Below are 15,152 nucleotides of genomic sequence, written 5' to 3'. Positions count from 1 at the left end.
CGCTAGTTATTCTGGTAGATGTCCTTATAAAGCCTGCTTTCGAAGCGAACCAGTGGAATACGACGATTACGCTGGTCGGTCGGTTCGACGGCATAGCCGGAAAGATACTGCACGAATGCCATGCGTTGTCCGCTGGCGGTAGTGATGAAGCCTGCAAGGTTATAAACCCCCTGCAGTGAACCAGTCTTGGCTGAAACTTTTCCGTCCACCCCGGCCGCATGAAGGCCGGCACGGTACTGAAGCGAACCGTCATGCCCGGCAAGTGGCAGCATCGAAATAAAGTTTAGCTCAGTGTCATGTTGTGCAATGTACTGAAGTACTTGCATCATCGTTGCCGGGGAGATCAAATTATGCCGCGATAACCCGGATCCATCGACGGCAATGGTGTTGCCAAGATCGATCCCTGCCTGTTGGCGCAGGATCTGACGCACGGCGTCGGAACCCGCACGCCAGGTTCCTGGCACGCCGAAACGCGCGTGACCAATCATGCGGAACACCGTGTCAGCAATCATGTTGTCAGACTTTTTCAGCATAATCCGTAGCAGATCGTGCAGCGGCGCAGATTGTTTGCTGGCGATCACCGTACCGGGTTGATTGACCTGCGTCTGGCGCAGCAGGGTACCGGAATAGGTTATTCCCGCCTGCTTCAGTTCATCCTTGAGAATGGCACCCGCATAGCTTGCGCCATCCTGTATCGCAAAGGCCAGCGGCAATGGGTCGGCGCGCTGTGTCAGGCACCCGGTCAGCGTGAAGCGGTTAAGATCGCCTGGCACCACGTCCAGCTCGCAATACTGCGCATCCGGGGAGCCTTTTGCGAGGGTACGAACCTGGCTGAACATCGTCACCGGGTAGTAAGACGCCACGCGAATAAACGCTAAGTCATCCGGTTTTGGCGCGCTGTAAAGTGAAATGGAGAAGCAGTTACGATCCACAATCGCGGCGGCTGGCGGAGCGCTAAAGCACTGCGTCATGTCGTTCCACGGCCATCCTGGCGCTTTATCGTGGCTGGCAAAAATAGAGGTGTCGATTAACACATTGCCATCAATCTTCTGCACGCCAGATTTTTTCAGCGACGCGACCATGTTGCGGATATCCTGGCGTTTAAACGTAGGATCTCCCCCGAAACGAGCGATAAGATCGCCTTTCAGTTCGCCACCCTCGATGTTGCCTTTGGTCTCGAGCGTGGTGGTAAAACGGAAGTCAGGTCCAAGCTGAAGCAGGGCGGCGAGTGCGGTGATCACCTTCTGGGTACTGGCAGGCAGCGCCATCTGTTGACTGTGATAGTCAATCTCTGGCGACTGCGCCCCGACCTTCTGCACCATCAAGGCAAGGTTGGCACCTGCGGGGAGCTGATTAATGTACTCATCAACATTCGCGGCCTGAACGCTGAACGCTATACTGGTAGTCAATCCGATGATAAATCTGGAAAATCGCATAATCTCGCGCTAACAACCCGAAAACAAACCGTCATACTACGGTGCATAGCACTGCAAAGTAAACGATGACCCATAGTGAACTTCGCGGTAAAATGCGTATCAAATTGAAAATTGTTGCTGACCTGGGGCTTCGCTCCCGGGTCGGTTTTCTTTTTGCTTCTGGCCCGCTCATGGGGGCCGGGGCAGGGAACACTGCTCCCAACAGGAATGTTTAAGAGGTATAACAAATGCAAGCTATTCCGATGACCTTACGTGGTGCCGAAAAACTGCGCGAAGAGCTGGATTTTCTGAAATCCGTTCGTCGCCCTGAAATCATCGCCGCTATCGCGGATGCGCGTGAGCATGGCGACCTGAAAGAGAATGCTGAATACCACGCGGCGCGTGAGCAGCAGGGCTTCTGTGAAGGGCGTATTAAAGATATCGAAGCAAAACTGTCCAATGCGCAGGTTATCGATATCACCAAAATGCCTAACAATGGCCGCGTCATTTTTGGTTCAACCGTTACCGTGCTGAACCTGGACAATGACGAAGAGCAGACTTATCGCATCGTGGGTGATGATGAAGCGGACTTTAAACAGAATCTGATTTCGGTGAACTCCCCGATTGCTCGCGGCCTGATTGGCAAAGAGCAGGATGATGTTGTCACTATCCGCACCCCGGGTGGCGAAGTGGAATACGAAATTATTAAGGTTGAATACCTGTAATTCGCATCTCGACTAAGATGTTGATACATTGTAAAGAAAAGAAAAAGGCCGCATAGCGGCCTTTTATCAACTCAAGGAGCGTGGCATTTTGCTCACCTGCTGACAGAAATCCCTCGTTTTACACAGAAAATGTGTTCGATTCAGGATATCCTTAGCGTGGCAGCGAGATTTTACGCTCTTTAGATGGGCGATAGAGCACCAGCGTTTTACCGATGACCTGTACATTACAGGCACCCGTTTCACGCACGATGGCTTCCACGATCAGGTTTTTAGTGTCTCGGTCTTCAGAGGCGATTTTCACCTTGATCAGCTCGTGGTGTTCCAGCGCTTGTTCAATCTCGGCAAGCACCCCTTCGGTCAAACCATTGTTGCCAAGCATGACTACAGGCTTGAGCGGATGTGCCAGACCTTTAAGGTGCTGTTTTTGTTTAGTACTCAGATTCATCGTATATTTTTGCTTACGTTGGGATTGAAAACGGTTCATTCTACCGCCATCTCCCTTATATCGCCAAATAGCTGCGTAGAAATTTACGTCACAGGCAAGTAACGATGAACCAGGACGGAAATGTTAAATGACAGGTAAAAAGCGTTCTGCCAGCTCCAGCCGCTGGCTTCAGGAACACTTTAGCGATAAATATGTTCAACAGGCACAGAAAAAGGGGTTGCGTTCCCGTGCCTGGTTTAAACTTGATGAAATACAGCAAAGTGACAAACTTTTTAAGCCGGGAATGACGGTTGTCGATCTCGGTGCAGCACCTGGCGGATGGTCCCAGTATGCGGTTACGCAGATCGGCGGAACGGGCCGAATCATCGCATGCGACCTTTTACCAATGGATCCCATCGTCGGTGTCGACTTCCTTCAGGGCGACTTTCGTGATGAATTAGTGCTGAAAGCGCTACTTGAGCGTGTAGGTGATAGTAAGGTCCAGGTTGTCATGTCAGATATGGCACCAAATATGTGTGGAACACCGGCGGTGGATATCCCCCGCGCCATGTATTTGGTGGAGCTAGCGTTAGAAATGTGTCGTGATGTACTAGCGCCTGGTGGTAGTTTTGTTGTGAAGGTGTTTCAGGGCGAAGGTTTCGAGGAGTATCTTAAGGAAATTCGCTCCCTGTTTGCGAAGGTTAAAGTTCGTAAGCCGGACTCTTCCCGGGCCCGTTCCCGAGAAGTGTATATTGTAGCGACCGGGCGAAAATGATAACCCGCGTCTTTCAGACGAAAGTTTGAATGACACGGGATATAGAGTATCCTGACGCTGTTTTTAACACAGTTGTAATATGAGGTTAATCCCTTGAGTGACATGGCGAAAAACCTAATACTCTGGCTGGTCATTGCCGTTGTGCTGATGTCAGTATTCCAGAGCTTTGGGCCCAGCGAGTCGAATGGCCGCAAGGTGGATTATTCTACCTTCCTGCAGGAGGTCAATCAGGACCAGGTTCGCGAAGCGCGTATCAACGGACGTGAGATCAACGTTACCAAGAAAGATAGTAACCGTTACACGACTTACATCCCGGTGAACGATCCTAAGCTGCTTGATAACCTTCTGACCAAAAACGTCAAGGTGGTAGGTGAGCCGCCAGAAGAACCAAGCCTGCTGGCTTCTATCTTCATCTCCTGGTTCCCGATGCTGCTTCTTATTGGCGTCTGGATCTTCTTTATGCGCCAGATGCAGGGCGGCGGTGGCAAAGGTGCCATGTCGTTCGGTAAGAGCAAGGCGCGTATGCTAACGGAAGATCAGATCAAGACCACGTTTGCCGACGTTGCAGGTTGCGACGAAGCAAAAGAAGAAGTGGGCGAACTGGTTGAATACCTGCGCGAGCCGAGCCGTTTCCAGAAACTGGGCGGTAAGATCCCGAAAGGCGTTCTGATGGTGGGGCCTCCGGGTACCGGTAAAACCCTGCTGGCGAAAGCCATCGCGGGTGAAGCGAAGGTGCCGTTCTTTACTATTTCAGGTTCTGACTTCGTTGAAATGTTCGTGGGTGTTGGTGCATCTCGTGTGCGTGACATGTTCGAGCAGGCCAAGAAGGCAGCACCGTGCATTATCTTCATCGATGAAATCGACGCCGTAGGCCGCCAGCGTGGCGCAGGCCTGGGCGGTGGTCACGATGAACGTGAACAGACGCTTAACCAGATGCTGGTTGAGATGGATGGCTTCGAAGGTAACGAAGGTATTATCGTTATCGCGGCGACTAACCGTCCGGACGTTCTTGACCCTGCGTTGCTGCGTCCAGGCCGTTTCGACCGTCAGGTTGTGGTTGGTCTGCCGGATGTACGTGGTCGTGAACAGATTCTGAAAGTTCACATGCGTCGCGTACCGCTGGCACCGGATGTCGACGCGGCGATCATCGCGCGTGGTACGCCGGGCTTCTCCGGTGCTGACCTGGCAAACCTGGTCAACGAAGCTGCACTGTTTGCTGCTCGCGGTAACAAACGCGTTGTGTCGATGGTGGAGTTCGAGAAAGCGAAAGACAAAATCATGATGGGTGCGGAACGTCGCTCCATGGTGATGACGGAAGCGCAGAAAGAGTCCACGGCTTACCACGAAGCCGGTCACGCGATTATCGGTCGCCTGGTGCCGGAACACGATCCGGTGCATAAAGTGACGATTATTCCGCGCGGTCGTGCGCTGGGTGTGACGTTCTTCCTGCCGGAAGGCGATGCCATCAGCGCCAGTCGTCAGAAGCTGGAAAGTCAGATTTCAACCCTTTACGGCGGTCGTCTGGCAGAAGAGATTATTTACGGCGCGGAACATGTTTCGACCGGTGCGTCCAACGACATTAAAGTCGCGACCAACCTGGCACGTAACATGGTGACCCAATGGGGCTTCTCCGAGAAGCTGGGTCCCCTGCTGTATGCGGAAGAAGAAGGTGAAGTGTTCCTGGGCCGCTCCGTGGCGAAAGCGAAACACATGTCCGATGAAACCGCACGTATCATTGACCAGGAAGTGAAGCTGCTGATCGAGCGTAACTACAATCGCGCCCGTCAGATCCTGAACGATAACCTGGACATTCTGCATTCGATGAAAGATGCGCTCATGAAATATGAAACCATCGATGCTCCGCAGATTGACGACTTGATGGCTCGCCGCGAAGTGCGTCCGCCAGCGGGTTGGGAAGACCCAGGCGCTTCCAACAATTCTGACAACAATGGCACACCGCGTGCGCCGCGTCCGGTCGATGAACCGCGTACGCCGAACCCGGGCAACACCATGTCAGAACAGTTGGGCGACAAGTAAGTCACTGCTGTTGAAGTCTATGTTTGCACCTCAAACCCTGGAGCTTGCTCCGGGGTTTTTCTTTTCTGTAAAACCATATTGATACCAGGGATTTGACCATGAAACTATTCGCCCAGGACTCGCATCTCGATCTCTCACATCCGCATGTGATGGGTATCCTGAATGTCACGCCTGACTCCTTCTCTGACGGCGGCACGCATAACACGCTTATCGAGGCTGTGAAGCACGCAAATTTGATGATTAACGCGGGCGCCACCATCATTGACGTAGGCGGGGAATCGACGCGCCCTGGGGCGGCAGACGTTTCGGTGGAAGAAGAACTGGCGCGCGTGGTGCCTGTGGTTGAAGCTATCGCACAGCGGTTCGAAGTGTGGATCTCCGTCGATACGTCTAAACCTGAAGTGATCCGTGAAGTCGCGAGAGTGGGTGCTCACATCATCAATGATATTCGCTCGCTGACGGAGCCTGGCGCACTGGAGGCGGCCGCGGAGACCGGGCTACCGGTTTGCCTGATGCACATGCAAGGACAGCCGAAAACCATGCAGGAAGCGCCAAAGTATGACGATGTTTATGCCGACGTAAATCGCTTCTTTATTGAGCATATTGCACGTTGTGAACGTGCGGGTATCGCAAAAGAGAAATTGCTGCTCGACCCGGGGTTCGGTTTCGGTAAAAATCTCTCTCACAATTATGAGCTGCTTGCGCGCTTATCGGAATTCCATCATTTCGACCTGCCATTGCTGGTTGGTATGTCGAGAAAGTCGATGATTGGTCAGTTACTGAATGTAGGGCCGAGCGAACGTCTGAGCGGAAGCCTGGCCTGCGCTGTAATTGCGGCGATGCAGGGTGCGCACATTATTCGTGTCCATGACGTTAAAGAAACAGTAGAAGCCATGCGTGTAGTGGAAGCTACACTGGCAGCGAAGGAAAACAAACGCTATGAGTAATCGTAAATATTTTGGTACCGATGGTATTCGTGGGCGCGTGGGTGATGCGCCAATCACCCCTGATTTTGTACTGAAACTGGGCTGGGCAGCGGGTAAAGTCCTTGCACGTCATGGCTCTCGTAAAATCATCATTGGTAAAGATACCCGTATCTCCGGGTATATGCTGGAGTCAGCGCTGGAGGCCGGTCTGGCTGCCGCGGGGCTTTCCGCTTCCTTCACTGGCCCAATGCCAACGCCTGCTGTGGCATATCTGACGCGTACTTTCCGTGCTGAAGCAGGGATTGTGATTTCGGCCTCGCATAACCCGTTTTATGACAACGGCATTAAATTCTTCTCCATCGACGGCACTAAGCTGCCGGATGAAGTGGAAGAGGCGATCGAAGCGGAGATGGAAAAAGAGATCACCTGTGTCGACTCCGCCGAGCTGGGTAAAGCGAACCGCATTGTCGATGCCGCGGGTCGTTACATCGAATTCTGTAAAGGTACTTTCCCGAACGAACTGAGCCTGGCCCATCTTAAAATTGTGGTGGACTGCGCCAACGGTGCGACCTATCACATTGCGCCGAATGTTTTCCGCGAACTGGGTGCGAACGTGATTACCATCGGCTGTGAGCCCGATGGCCTGAATATTAACGAACAGGTGGGTGCGACTGACGTTCGTGCTCTGCAGGCACGCGTTCTGGCGGAAAAAGCCGATCTGGGCATCGCACTGGATGGCGACGGCGATCGCGTGATCATGGTCGATCACGAAGGTAATAAGGTCGACGGCGACCAGATCCTCTATATCATTGCGCGTGAAGGTCTGCGTCAGGGCCAGCTGCGCGGCGGGGCAGTAGGCACGCTGATGAGCAACATGGGTCTGGAGCTGGCGCTGAAACAGCTGGGTATTCCGTTTGTCCGTGCAAAAGTGGGCGACCGCTATGTGCTGGAAAAACTGCAGGAAAAAGGCTGGCGTATCGGGGCTGAAAACTCAGGCCACGTGATCCTGCTGGATAAAACCACCACCGGAGACGGTATCGTCGCTGCGCTGCAGGTTGTTGCCGCCATGGCGCGCAACCATATGAGCCTGCACGATCTCTGCAGCGGCATGAAAATGTTCCCGCAGATCCTGGTGAATGTGCGTTTCACCGCCGGTAAAGGCGACCCGCTGGAAAATGAAAATGTGAAAGCGGTGATGGCTGACGTTGAAGCCGCGCTGGGCAACCGTGGGCGTGTGCTGCTGCGTAAGTCTGGAACTGAACCGCTGATCCGCGTAATGGTGGAAGGCGAAGACGAGGCGCAGGTGAATGAATTTGCACACCGTATTGCGGATGCCGTAAAAGCTGCATAGTTTTTCACGTTAAGTGATTAAAAAGGCGGCGCTTGCCGCCTTTGTTGTGAGCAATTGATGGCTTTTTGCTGTTTTTTTCCGCAGTTGATACAATGCGTCAAAATTGCCCTTGCGAAGCACATTCGCTTTGGTTAGTATTCACACCCGCTTCAGTGGGAAACAAAAATCCTGCTAATTGGTCGAAGCATTGGTATGCGGCAAATCCGCAAGGAACAGGTTGATTATGTACGAAGCTCTTTTAGTTATTTTCCTTATTGTAGCCATCGCTCTCGTAGCGCTGATCATGCTGCAGCAAGGCAAAGGCGCTGATATGGGAGCCTCCTTCGGAGCAGGCGCTTCCGGTACGCTGTTCGGTTCAAGTGGTTCTGCGAACTTCATGACCCGCACAACGGCGATTCTGGCTACGCTGTTCTTCATCATCAGTCTGGCGCTTGGCAATATCAACAGCAACAAGACCAGCAAAGGAAGCGAGTGGGAAAATCTGAGCGCGCCAGCGAAAACTGAGCAGACTCAGCCAGCTGCACCGGCTAAGCCGACCAGCGATATCCCGCACTAAGTATTCAGTACCGAGGTGGTGGAATTGGTAGACACGCTACCTTGAGGTGGTAGTGCCCTAACGGGCTTGTGGGTTCGAGTCCCATCCTCGGTACCAATATTCCAGAAGAAAGACGTCGAAAGACGTCTTTTTTTTCGTCTGTAGATTTCGTCTGTAGAAGGGGCGTTTTCGTCGGCGGGTACGTTCGTGCCAGCGGGACCGGTTCTGTAGCGGTCGTAAAAAAGGCGCCCAGTGGGCGCCTTTTGCATTTCTGCGTAAGCCTTACTTCTTAACGCTGTGCTCCAGGTTTTCAACCTGCGGCAGGCCATTACCGGCGCTTGCGGAGAGCAGGCCATTCTCAACGTAGTTGAACAGCTTCTCACGGGTATCGGTGATGTCCAGGTTACGCATGGTCAGCTGGCCAATACGATCGTCCGGAGAGAACACGGATTCACCTTTCTCCATGGTCAGACGCTCTGCTTTATAAGTCAGGTTGTCGGACACGGTGTTCAGAATCGAGTAGTCATTCCCGCGACGCAGCTCCAGCGTCACTTCGCCGGTGATCGCGCTTGCCACCCAACGTTGCAGTGCATCACGCAGCATCAGGGCCTGTGGGTCGAACCAACGGCCCTGGTACAGCAGTTTACCGAGCTGACGACCATGAGAGTGATACTGCTCGATGGTGTCTTCGTTGTGAATACCGGTCAGGAGACGTTCATAAGCGATGTGCAGCAGCGCCATCCCAGGGGCTTCATAGATGCCACGGCTTTTTGCTTCAATAATACGGTTTTCAATTTGGTCGCTCATGCCCAGACCGTGACGGCCACCGATACGGTTAGCTTCCAGCATCAGTTCCACATCGTCAGAGAAGGTCTTGCCGTTCAGGGCAACCGGATGGCCGCGCTCGAAACGCACGGTAACTTCTTCCGCCTGGATTTTGACGTTTTCGTCCCAGAACTTCACACCCATGATCGGGTTAACGATCTTCACGCTGGAGTTCAGGAATTCCAGGTCCTTCGCTTCGTGCGTCGCACCCAGCATATTGGAATCGGTAGAGTAGGCTTTCTCAACGGACATCTTATAGTCGAAGCCACAGGCGATCATAAACTCGGACATTTCATGACGGCCGCCCAGCTCGTCGATAAAGTCGGTATCGAGCCACGGTTTATAAATCTGCAGCTCGGCGTTGGTCAGCAGGCCATAACGATAGAAACGTTCGATATCGTTTCCTTTATACGTACTGCCATCACCCCAGATGTTTACGCCATCTTCTTTCATGGCGGCAACCAGCATGGTACCGGTCACTGCACGGCCCAGCGGGGTGGTATTGAAATAGGTCAGGCCGCCGGTAGTATTATGGAAAGCACCACACTGAATAGCAGCAATACCTTCAGCGACCAGTTGCTTACGGCAGTCAATCAGGCGCGCGTTCTCTGCGCCATACTCTTTAGCGCGACGAGGGATTGCATCATAATCGTCCTCATCCGGCTGACCCAGGTTCGCAGTATATGCATACGGAACCGCTCCCTTCTGGCGCATCCACAGCAGTGCAGCGCTGGTATCCAGGCCGCCTGAAAAAGCGATGCCAATACGTTGTCCTACCGGAAGATGCTTGAGAATCGTCGTCATAAAATAAAACCCTGCTTGATTGACTGATTAAGAGACCGCTTTCGCTCTCGATGCATGTTTATGCAAAATAAGTGAGTATTCATTTAATCATCTTTTGTCGATGACCGGAAGAGACTCGTGCGTTTTTTGTAAAATTTTCCCTTTGTCTGACCTGGCGGAAACTGGCTTGACAGGTGGGGTTCACTATCAATATACTAAACGCCGATTTTACGTCCCGTCTTCGGTACCAAATCCCAGCATTATTTGCAAATTCTCTCCAAAACGCGTAGAATTTGCCACGTTTCAGGCGCGGGGTGGAGCAGCCTGGTAGCTCGTCGGGCTCATAACCCGAAGGTCGTCGGTTCAAATCCGGCCCCCGCAACCACTTTCCCATAAAGTTCTTTTTCAAATATACTGTGAAGACTTAGAGCCTTCGTAGCTGGATTTGAAAAAATTCTTTCGGAGAGTGCTCCAGGCCGCAGTTGCGGCTATAGGGTTCAGTTATCTAAAGCCCCGATTTATCGGGGTTTTTTGTTATCTGACTACAGAATAACTGGGCTTTACGCCCTTTTTTTATGTCTTGGGGGTGGGCTTGTCCACATTAGAGCAAAAATTAACAGAGATGATTACTGCACCGGTCGAAGCACTGGGCTACGAACTGGTCGGCATCGAATTCGTTCGCGGCCGTACATCGACGCTGCGCATCTATATTGATAGTGAAGATGGCATCAATGTTGATGATTGTGCTGATGTTAGCCACCAGGTGAGTGCGGTTCTTGATGTTGAAGACCCGATTACCGTTGCGTACAACCTGGAAGTTTCCTCACCCGGCCTCGATCGCCCGATGTTCACGGCCGAGCACTATGTGCGCTTTACCGGTGAAGAAGTGGCTCTCGTTCTGCGTATGGCCGTACAGAACCGCCGTAAATGGCAGGGAATTATCAAAGCCGTTGATGGTGAAATGATCACGGTTACAGTCGAAGGCAAAGATGAAGTGTTCGCGCTGAGTAATATCCAGAAGGCGAACCTGGTTCCCCACTTTTAACAGTCTGGATTGAGGTGAAAAGCCCGCGATGAACAAAGAAATTTTGGCTGTTGTTGAAGCCGTCTCCAACGAGAAATCACTGCCGCGTGAGAAGATTTTCGAAGCGCTGGAAAGTGCACTGGCTACAGCAACCAAGAAAAAATACGAACAAGAGATCGATGTTCGCGTAGAAATCGATCGTAAAAGCGGTGACTTCGATACATTCCGTCGTTGGGTAATCGTTGAAGAGGTGACCCAGCCGACGAAAGAGATCACCCTGGAAGCGGCGCGTTTTGAAGACGAAAGCCTGAACGTGGGTGACTATGTTGAAGATCAGATTGAATCTGTCACCTTCGACCGTATCACCACGCAAACCGCAAAACAGGTTATCGTCCAGAAAGTCCGTGAAGCTGAGCGTGCGCTGGTTGTCGATCAGTTCCGCGATCAGGAAGGTGAGATCATTACCGGCGTGGTGAAGAAAGTAAACCGCGACAACATCTCTCTGGAAATCAAATCTGAAGGGCTGCCAGGTAACGCTGAAGCCGTTATCCTGCGTGAAGACATGCTGCCGCGTGAAAACTTCCGCCCGGGTGACCGTATTCGTGGCGTTCTGTATGCCGTACGCCCTGAAGCGCGTGGTGCACAGCTGTTTGTGACCCGTTCCAAGCCAGAGATGCTGATTGAACTGTTCCGTATCGAAGTACCGGAAATCGGCGAAGAAGTTATCGAAATTAAAGCGGCTGCCCGCGATCCGGGTTCACGCGCGAAAATCGCGGTGAAAACCAACGACAAGCGTATCGACCCGGTCGGTGCTTGCGTAGGTATGCGCGGTGCGCGTGTTCAGGCGGTTTCTACCGAACTGGGCGGCGAGCGTATCGATATCGTCCTGTGGGACGACAACCCGGCGCAATTCGTGATTAACGCAATGGCTCCGGCGGATGTGGCGTCTATCGTTGTTGACGAAGACAAACACACCATGGATATCGCTGTTGAAGCGGGCAACCTGGCGCAGGCAATCGGCCGTAACGGTCAGAACGTACGCCTGGCGTCACAGCTGAGCGGCTGGGAACTCAACGTAATGACCGTTGATGACCTGCAGGCTAAGCATCAGGCTGAAGCCCATGCGGCGATCGATACCTTCACGAAATACCTGGATATTGACGAAGATTTCGCCACTGTTCTGGTTGAAGAAGGTTTCTCTACCCTTGAAGAACTGGCCTATGTGCCAATGAAAGAGCTGCTGGAAATCGACGGTCTTGATGAAGCCACCGTTGAAGCCCTGCGTGAACGCGCTAAAAACGCACTGACCACCCTGGCACTGGCTCAGGAAGAAAGCCTTGGCGATAAGAAGCCGGCTGATGACCTGCTGAATCTGGAAGGTCTTGATCGTGCGATTGCGTTCAAGCTGGCTGCCCGTGGTGTTTGTACGCTGGAAGATCTCGCTGAGCAAGGCGTTGATGACCTGGCCGATATCGAAGGTTTAACCGACGAGAAAGCCGGCGAACTCATCATGGCCGCACGTAATATTTGCTGGTTCGGCGACGAAGCGTAATAAACTGTAGCAGGAAGGAACAGCATGACTGATGTAACTGTAAAATCGCTGGCTGCTGAGATTCAGACCTCCGTGGACCGCCTGGTACAGCAATTTGCTGATGCAGGGATCCCGAAGTCCGCTGATGACTCGGTGAACGCGCAAGAAAAACAAACCTTGTTAGCGCACCTGAACCGTGAACACGGTTCGACGCCTGACAAGCTGACGCTGCAGCGCAAAACGCGTAGCACGTTGAATATCCCTGGTACCGGTGGTAAAAGCAAATCGGTACAAATTGAAGTCCGCAAGACACGCACCTTTGTAAAACGTGATCCGCAAGAGGCAGAACGCCTTGCTGCGGAAGAGCAGGCACAGCGTGAAGCGGAAGAACAAGCTCAGCGTGAGGCAGAAGCGACTGCCAAACGTGAAGCAGAATTAAAAGCTGAACGTGAGGCCGCAGAAAAAGCGAAACGCGACGCAAGTGATAAAGTGAAGCGTGAAGCTGCGGAAAAAGACAAAGTGAGCAATCAACAGACCGACGAAATGACAAAAACCGCCCAGGCTGAAAAAGCCCGCCGTGAAAATGAAGCTGCCGAGCTGAAGCGTAAAGCGGAAGAAGAAGCCCGCCGCAAGCTTGAAGAAGAAGCTCGCCGTGTAGCTGAAGAAGCGCGCCGTATGGCTGAAGAAAACGAGAAGAACGGTGTGAACCCTGCTGAAGCGTCTGAAGACACCAGCGATTATCACGTCACCACTTCTCAGCATGCGCGCCAGGCAGAAGACGATAACGACCGTGAAGTTGAAGGTGGTCGTGGCCGTACTCGCAGCACCAAAGCTGCTCGCCCAGCCAAAAAAGGCAACAAGCACGCTGAATCTAAAGCTGACCGTGAAGAAGCACGTGCAGCGATCCGCGGTGGTAAAGGCGGCAAGCGTAAAGGTTCCGCACTGCAGCAGGGCTTCCAGAAGCCAGCTCAGGCTGTTAACCGTGACGTAGTGATTGGTGAAACCATCACCGTTGGCGATCTGGCCAACAAAATGGCGGTTAAAGGCTCTCAGGTCATCAAAGCGATGATGAAACTGGGCGCAATGGCCACCATCAACCAGGTTATCGACCAGGAAACTGCGCAACTGGTAGCCGAAGAGATGGGCCACAAAGTTATCCTGCGTCGTGAAAACGAGCTGGAAGAAGCAGTAATGAGCGACCGTGACACCGGTGCAGCGGCAGAACCGCGCGCGCCTGTAGTGACCATCATGGGTCACGTTGACCACGGTAAAACCTCTCTGCTCGACTACATTCGTTCGACGAAAGTGGCCTCCGGTGAAGCGGGTGGTATTACCCAGCACATCGGTGCGTACCACGTAGAAACCGACAACGGCATGATCACCTTCCTGGATACCCCGGGCCACGCAGCGTTTACCTCTATGCGTGCTCGTGGTGCTCAGGCAACGGATATCGTTGTACTGGTTGTTGCTGCAGACGACGGCGTGATGCCACAGACCATTGAAGCTATCCAGCACGCGAAAGCGGCGCAGGTGCCTCTGGTGGTTGCAGTGAACAAGATCGATAAGCCAGAAGCTGACATGGATCGCGTTAAAAACGAACTCTCCCAGTACGGTGTTATGCCGGAAGAGTGGGGCGGTGAAGCGCAGTTCATCCCAGTATCTGCGAAAGCCGGTACCGGTATCGACGACCTGCTGAACGCTATCCTGCTGCAGGCTGAAGTTCTGGAGCTGAAAGCGGTTCGTAAAGGTATGGCGAGCGGCGCGGTTATCGAATCCTTCCTGGATAAAGGTCGTGGTCCGGTTGCAACCGTTCTGGTTCGTGAAGGTACGCTGCATAAAGGCGATATCGTTCTGTGTGGTTTCGAATACGGTCGTGTTCGTGCGATGCGTAACGAACTGGGCCAGGAAGTTCTGGAAGCAGGTCCGTCCATTCCAGTGGAAATTCTGGGCCTGTCCGGTGTGCCGGCTGCGGGCGATGAAGTGACCGTCGTACGTGACGAGAAGAAAGCGCGTGAAGTTGCACTGTATCGTCAGGGCAAATTCCGTGAAGTTAAACTGGCTCGTCAGCAGAAATCTAAACTCGAGAACATGTTTGCGAACATGACCGAAGGCGAAGTTCACGAAGTGAACATCGTTCTGAAAGCCGACGTTCAGGGTTCTGTGGAAGCGATCTCCGACTCCTTGCTGAAACTGTCTACTGACGAAGTTAAAGTGAAGATCATCGGTTCTGGCGTAGGGGGTATCACCGAAACCGACGCCACCCTGGCTGCTGCATCCAATGCAATCCTGGTCGGCTTCAACGTACGTGCTGACGCGTCTGCACGTAAAGTGATTGATGCTGAAAGTCTGGATCTGCGTTACTACTCCGTCATCTATAACCTGATCGACGAAGTGAAAGCTGCGATGAGCGGCATGCTGTCTCCAGAGCTGAAACAGCAGATCATCGGTCTGGCTGAAGTGCGTGACGTGTTCAAATCACCGAAATTTGGTGCGATCGCGGGCTGTATGGTTACCGAAGGTATCATCAAACGTCACAACCCAATCCGCGTACTGCGTGACAACGTGGTTATCTACGAAGGCGAGCTGGAATCCCTGCGCCGCTTCAAAGATGACGTTAACGAAGTCCGTAACGGCATGGAATGTGGTATCGGCGTGAAGAACTACAACGACGTTCGCGTTGGCGACATGATCGAAGTGTTCGAGATCATCGAAATTCAGCGTACGATTGCTTAATCATCGATGCAGGCCGGGTAAGCAAAGCGCCACCCGGTAATAATTTTAAAAGGGGCTTTTTGCCCCTT

At 52.8% G+C, this 15,152-nt stretch carries 12 protein-coding genes and 2 tRNA genes; 11 read left to right on the top strand and 3 right to left on the bottom strand.

Going from position 1 to position 15,152, the window contains the following annotated elements:
* Positions 1-2: 2 nt before the first annotated feature.
* Complete coding sequence (gene dacB / locus BJ887_RS11150; RefSeq protein WP_025202924.1) at positions 3-1,436, bottom strand: serine-type D-Ala-D-Ala carboxypeptidase; 1,434 nt, start codon at positions 1,434-1,436, stop codon at positions 3-5.
* Positions 1,437-1,663: 227 nt separating this feature from the next.
* Here dacB and greA point away from each other — a divergent pair, with 227 nt between their 5' ends.
* Positions 1,664-2,140 (top strand): transcription elongation factor GreA, encoded by a 477-nt coding sequence (gene greA / locus BJ887_RS11145; RefSeq protein ID WP_014171793.1) that lies wholly within the window; start codon positions 1,664-1,666, stop codon positions 2,138-2,140.
* 151 nt (positions 2,141-2,291) lie between these two features.
* Here greA and yhbY read toward each other — a convergent pair whose 3' ends face one another.
* The gene (gene yhbY / locus BJ887_RS11140) at positions 2,292-2,585 is read right to left on the bottom strand and encodes a ribosome assembly RNA-binding protein YhbY (protein WP_003861814.1); all 294 of its coding nucleotides are present in this window, start codon (positions 2,583-2,585) and stop codon (positions 2,292-2,294) included.
* A 127-nt stretch (positions 2,586-2,712) separates the two neighbouring features.
* Between yhbY and rlmE the strand changes: the two genes are divergently transcribed.
* The 6 genes from rlmE (at position 2,713) to BJ887_RS11110 (ending at position 8,305) form a co-directional block, all read left to right on the top strand.
* Complete coding sequence (gene rlmE, locus BJ887_RS11135; RefSeq protein WP_014171792.1) at positions 2,713-3,339, top strand: 23S rRNA (uridine(2552)-2'-O)-methyltransferase RlmE; 627 nt, start codon at positions 2,713-2,715, stop codon at positions 3,337-3,339.
* A 102-nt stretch (positions 3,340-3,441) separates the two neighbouring features.
* Positions 3,442-5,376 carry an ATP-dependent zinc metalloprotease FtsH gene (gene ftsH / locus BJ887_RS11130; RefSeq protein WP_025202925.1) on the top strand — a complete coding sequence of 645 codons (1,935 nt, stop codon included), beginning with the start codon at positions 3,442-3,444 and terminating at the stop codon, positions 5,374-5,376.
* Positions 5,377-5,474: 98 nt separating this feature from the next.
* Positions 5,475-6,323: a dihydropteroate synthase gene (gene folP, locus BJ887_RS11125; protein ID WP_020883535.1), complete on the top strand. Its 849-nt coding sequence runs from the start codon at positions 5,475-5,477 to the stop codon at positions 6,321-6,323.
* Positions 6,316-7,653, top strand: a complete 1,338-nt coding sequence (gene glmM / locus BJ887_RS11120) for a phosphoglucosamine mutase (protein WP_014171789.1) — start codon at positions 6,316-6,318, stop codon at positions 7,651-7,653. The genes folP and glmM overlap by 8 nt, the downstream gene beginning before the upstream one ends.
* A gap of 223 nt (positions 7,654-7,876) precedes the next feature.
* Positions 7,877-8,209: a preprotein translocase subunit SecG gene (gene secG / locus BJ887_RS11115; RefSeq protein WP_020883537.1), complete on the top strand. Its 333-nt coding sequence runs from the start codon at positions 7,877-7,879 to the stop codon at positions 8,207-8,209.
* A 9-nt stretch (positions 8,210-8,218) separates the two neighbouring features.
* A tRNA-Leu gene (locus BJ887_RS11110) sits at positions 8,219-8,305 on the top strand.
* 165 nt (positions 8,306-8,470) lie between these two features.
* Here BJ887_RS11110 and argG read toward each other — a convergent pair.
* Positions 8,471-9,817, bottom strand: a complete 1,347-nt coding sequence (argG, locus tag BJ887_RS11105) for an argininosuccinate synthase (protein ID WP_020883538.1) — start codon at positions 9,815-9,817, stop codon at positions 8,471-8,473.
* A gap of 287 nt (positions 9,818-10,104) precedes the next feature.
* On the opposite strand from argG, the gene BJ887_RS11100 reads away from it, so the two are divergent.
* The 4 genes from BJ887_RS11100 (at position 10,105) to infB (ending at position 15,084) form a co-directional block, all read left to right on the top strand.
* Positions 10,105-10,181, top strand: a tRNA-Met gene (locus BJ887_RS11100).
* A 207-nt stretch (positions 10,182-10,388) separates the two neighbouring features.
* Positions 10,389-10,841: a ribosome maturation factor RimP gene (rimP, locus tag BJ887_RS11095; protein WP_014833432.1), complete on the top strand. Its 453-nt coding sequence runs from the start codon at positions 10,389-10,391 to the stop codon at positions 10,839-10,841.
* A 28-nt stretch (positions 10,842-10,869) separates the two neighbouring features.
* Complete coding sequence (nusA, locus tag BJ887_RS11090) at positions 10,870-12,372, top strand: transcription termination factor NusA (RefSeq protein ID WP_014171785.1); 1,503 nt, start codon at positions 10,870-10,872, stop codon at positions 12,370-12,372.
* A 24-nt stretch (positions 12,373-12,396) separates the two neighbouring features.
* Positions 12,397-15,084 carry a translation initiation factor IF-2 gene (infB, locus tag BJ887_RS11085; RefSeq protein WP_014171784.1) on the top strand — a complete coding sequence of 896 codons (2,688 nt, stop codon included), beginning with the start codon at positions 12,397-12,399 and terminating at the stop codon, positions 15,082-15,084.
* Positions 15,085-15,152 lie beyond the last annotated feature (68 nt).

Origin of the sequence: Enterobacter sp. WPR_3_1, assembly GCF_003635055.1 — a bacterium.
In the GTDB taxonomy this organism is placed as follows: Bacteria; Pseudomonadota; Gammaproteobacteria; order Enterobacterales; family Enterobacteriaceae; genus Enterobacter; species Enterobacter ludwigii.
Note: the sequence above shows the minus strand (reverse complement) of the source record. Positions and strands in the feature narration are given on the sequence as shown.

Excerpts from the sequence above, each read along its gene's own strand:
- dacB (WP_025202924.1), bottom strand. The coding sequence starts at position 1,436 with ATGCGATTTTCCAGATTTATCATCGGATTGACTACCAGTATAGCGTTC.
- greA (WP_014171793.1), top strand. The coding sequence starts at position 1,664 with ATGCAAGCTATTCCGATGACCTTACGTGGTGCCGAAAAACTGCGCGAA.
- yhbY (WP_003861814.1), bottom strand. The coding sequence starts at position 2,585 with ATGAATCTGAGTACTAAACAAAAACAGCACCTTAAAGGTCTGGCACAT.
- rlmE (WP_014171792.1), top strand. The coding sequence starts at position 2,713 with ATGACAGGTAAAAAGCGTTCTGCCAGCTCCAGCCGCTGGCTTCAGGAA.
- ftsH (WP_025202925.1), top strand. The coding sequence starts at position 3,442 with ATGGCGAAAAACCTAATACTCTGGCTGGTCATTGCCGTTGTGCTGATG.
- folP (WP_020883535.1), top strand. The coding sequence starts at position 5,475 with ATGAAACTATTCGCCCAGGACTCGCATCTCGATCTCTCACATCCGCAT.
- glmM (WP_014171789.1), top strand. The coding sequence starts at position 6,316 with ATGAGTAATCGTAAATATTTTGGTACCGATGGTATTCGTGGGCGCGTG.
- secG (WP_020883537.1), top strand. The coding sequence starts at position 7,877 with ATGTACGAAGCTCTTTTAGTTATTTTCCTTATTGTAGCCATCGCTCTC.
- argG (WP_020883538.1), bottom strand. The coding sequence starts at position 9,817 with ATGACGACGATTCTCAAGCATCTTCCGGTAGGACAACGTATTGGCATC.
- nusA (WP_014171785.1), top strand. The coding sequence starts at position 10,870 with ATGAACAAAGAAATTTTGGCTGTTGTTGAAGCCGTCTCCAACGAGAAA.
- infB (WP_014171784.1), top strand. The coding sequence starts at position 12,397 with ATGACTGATGTAACTGTAAAATCGCTGGCTGCTGAGATTCAGACCTCC.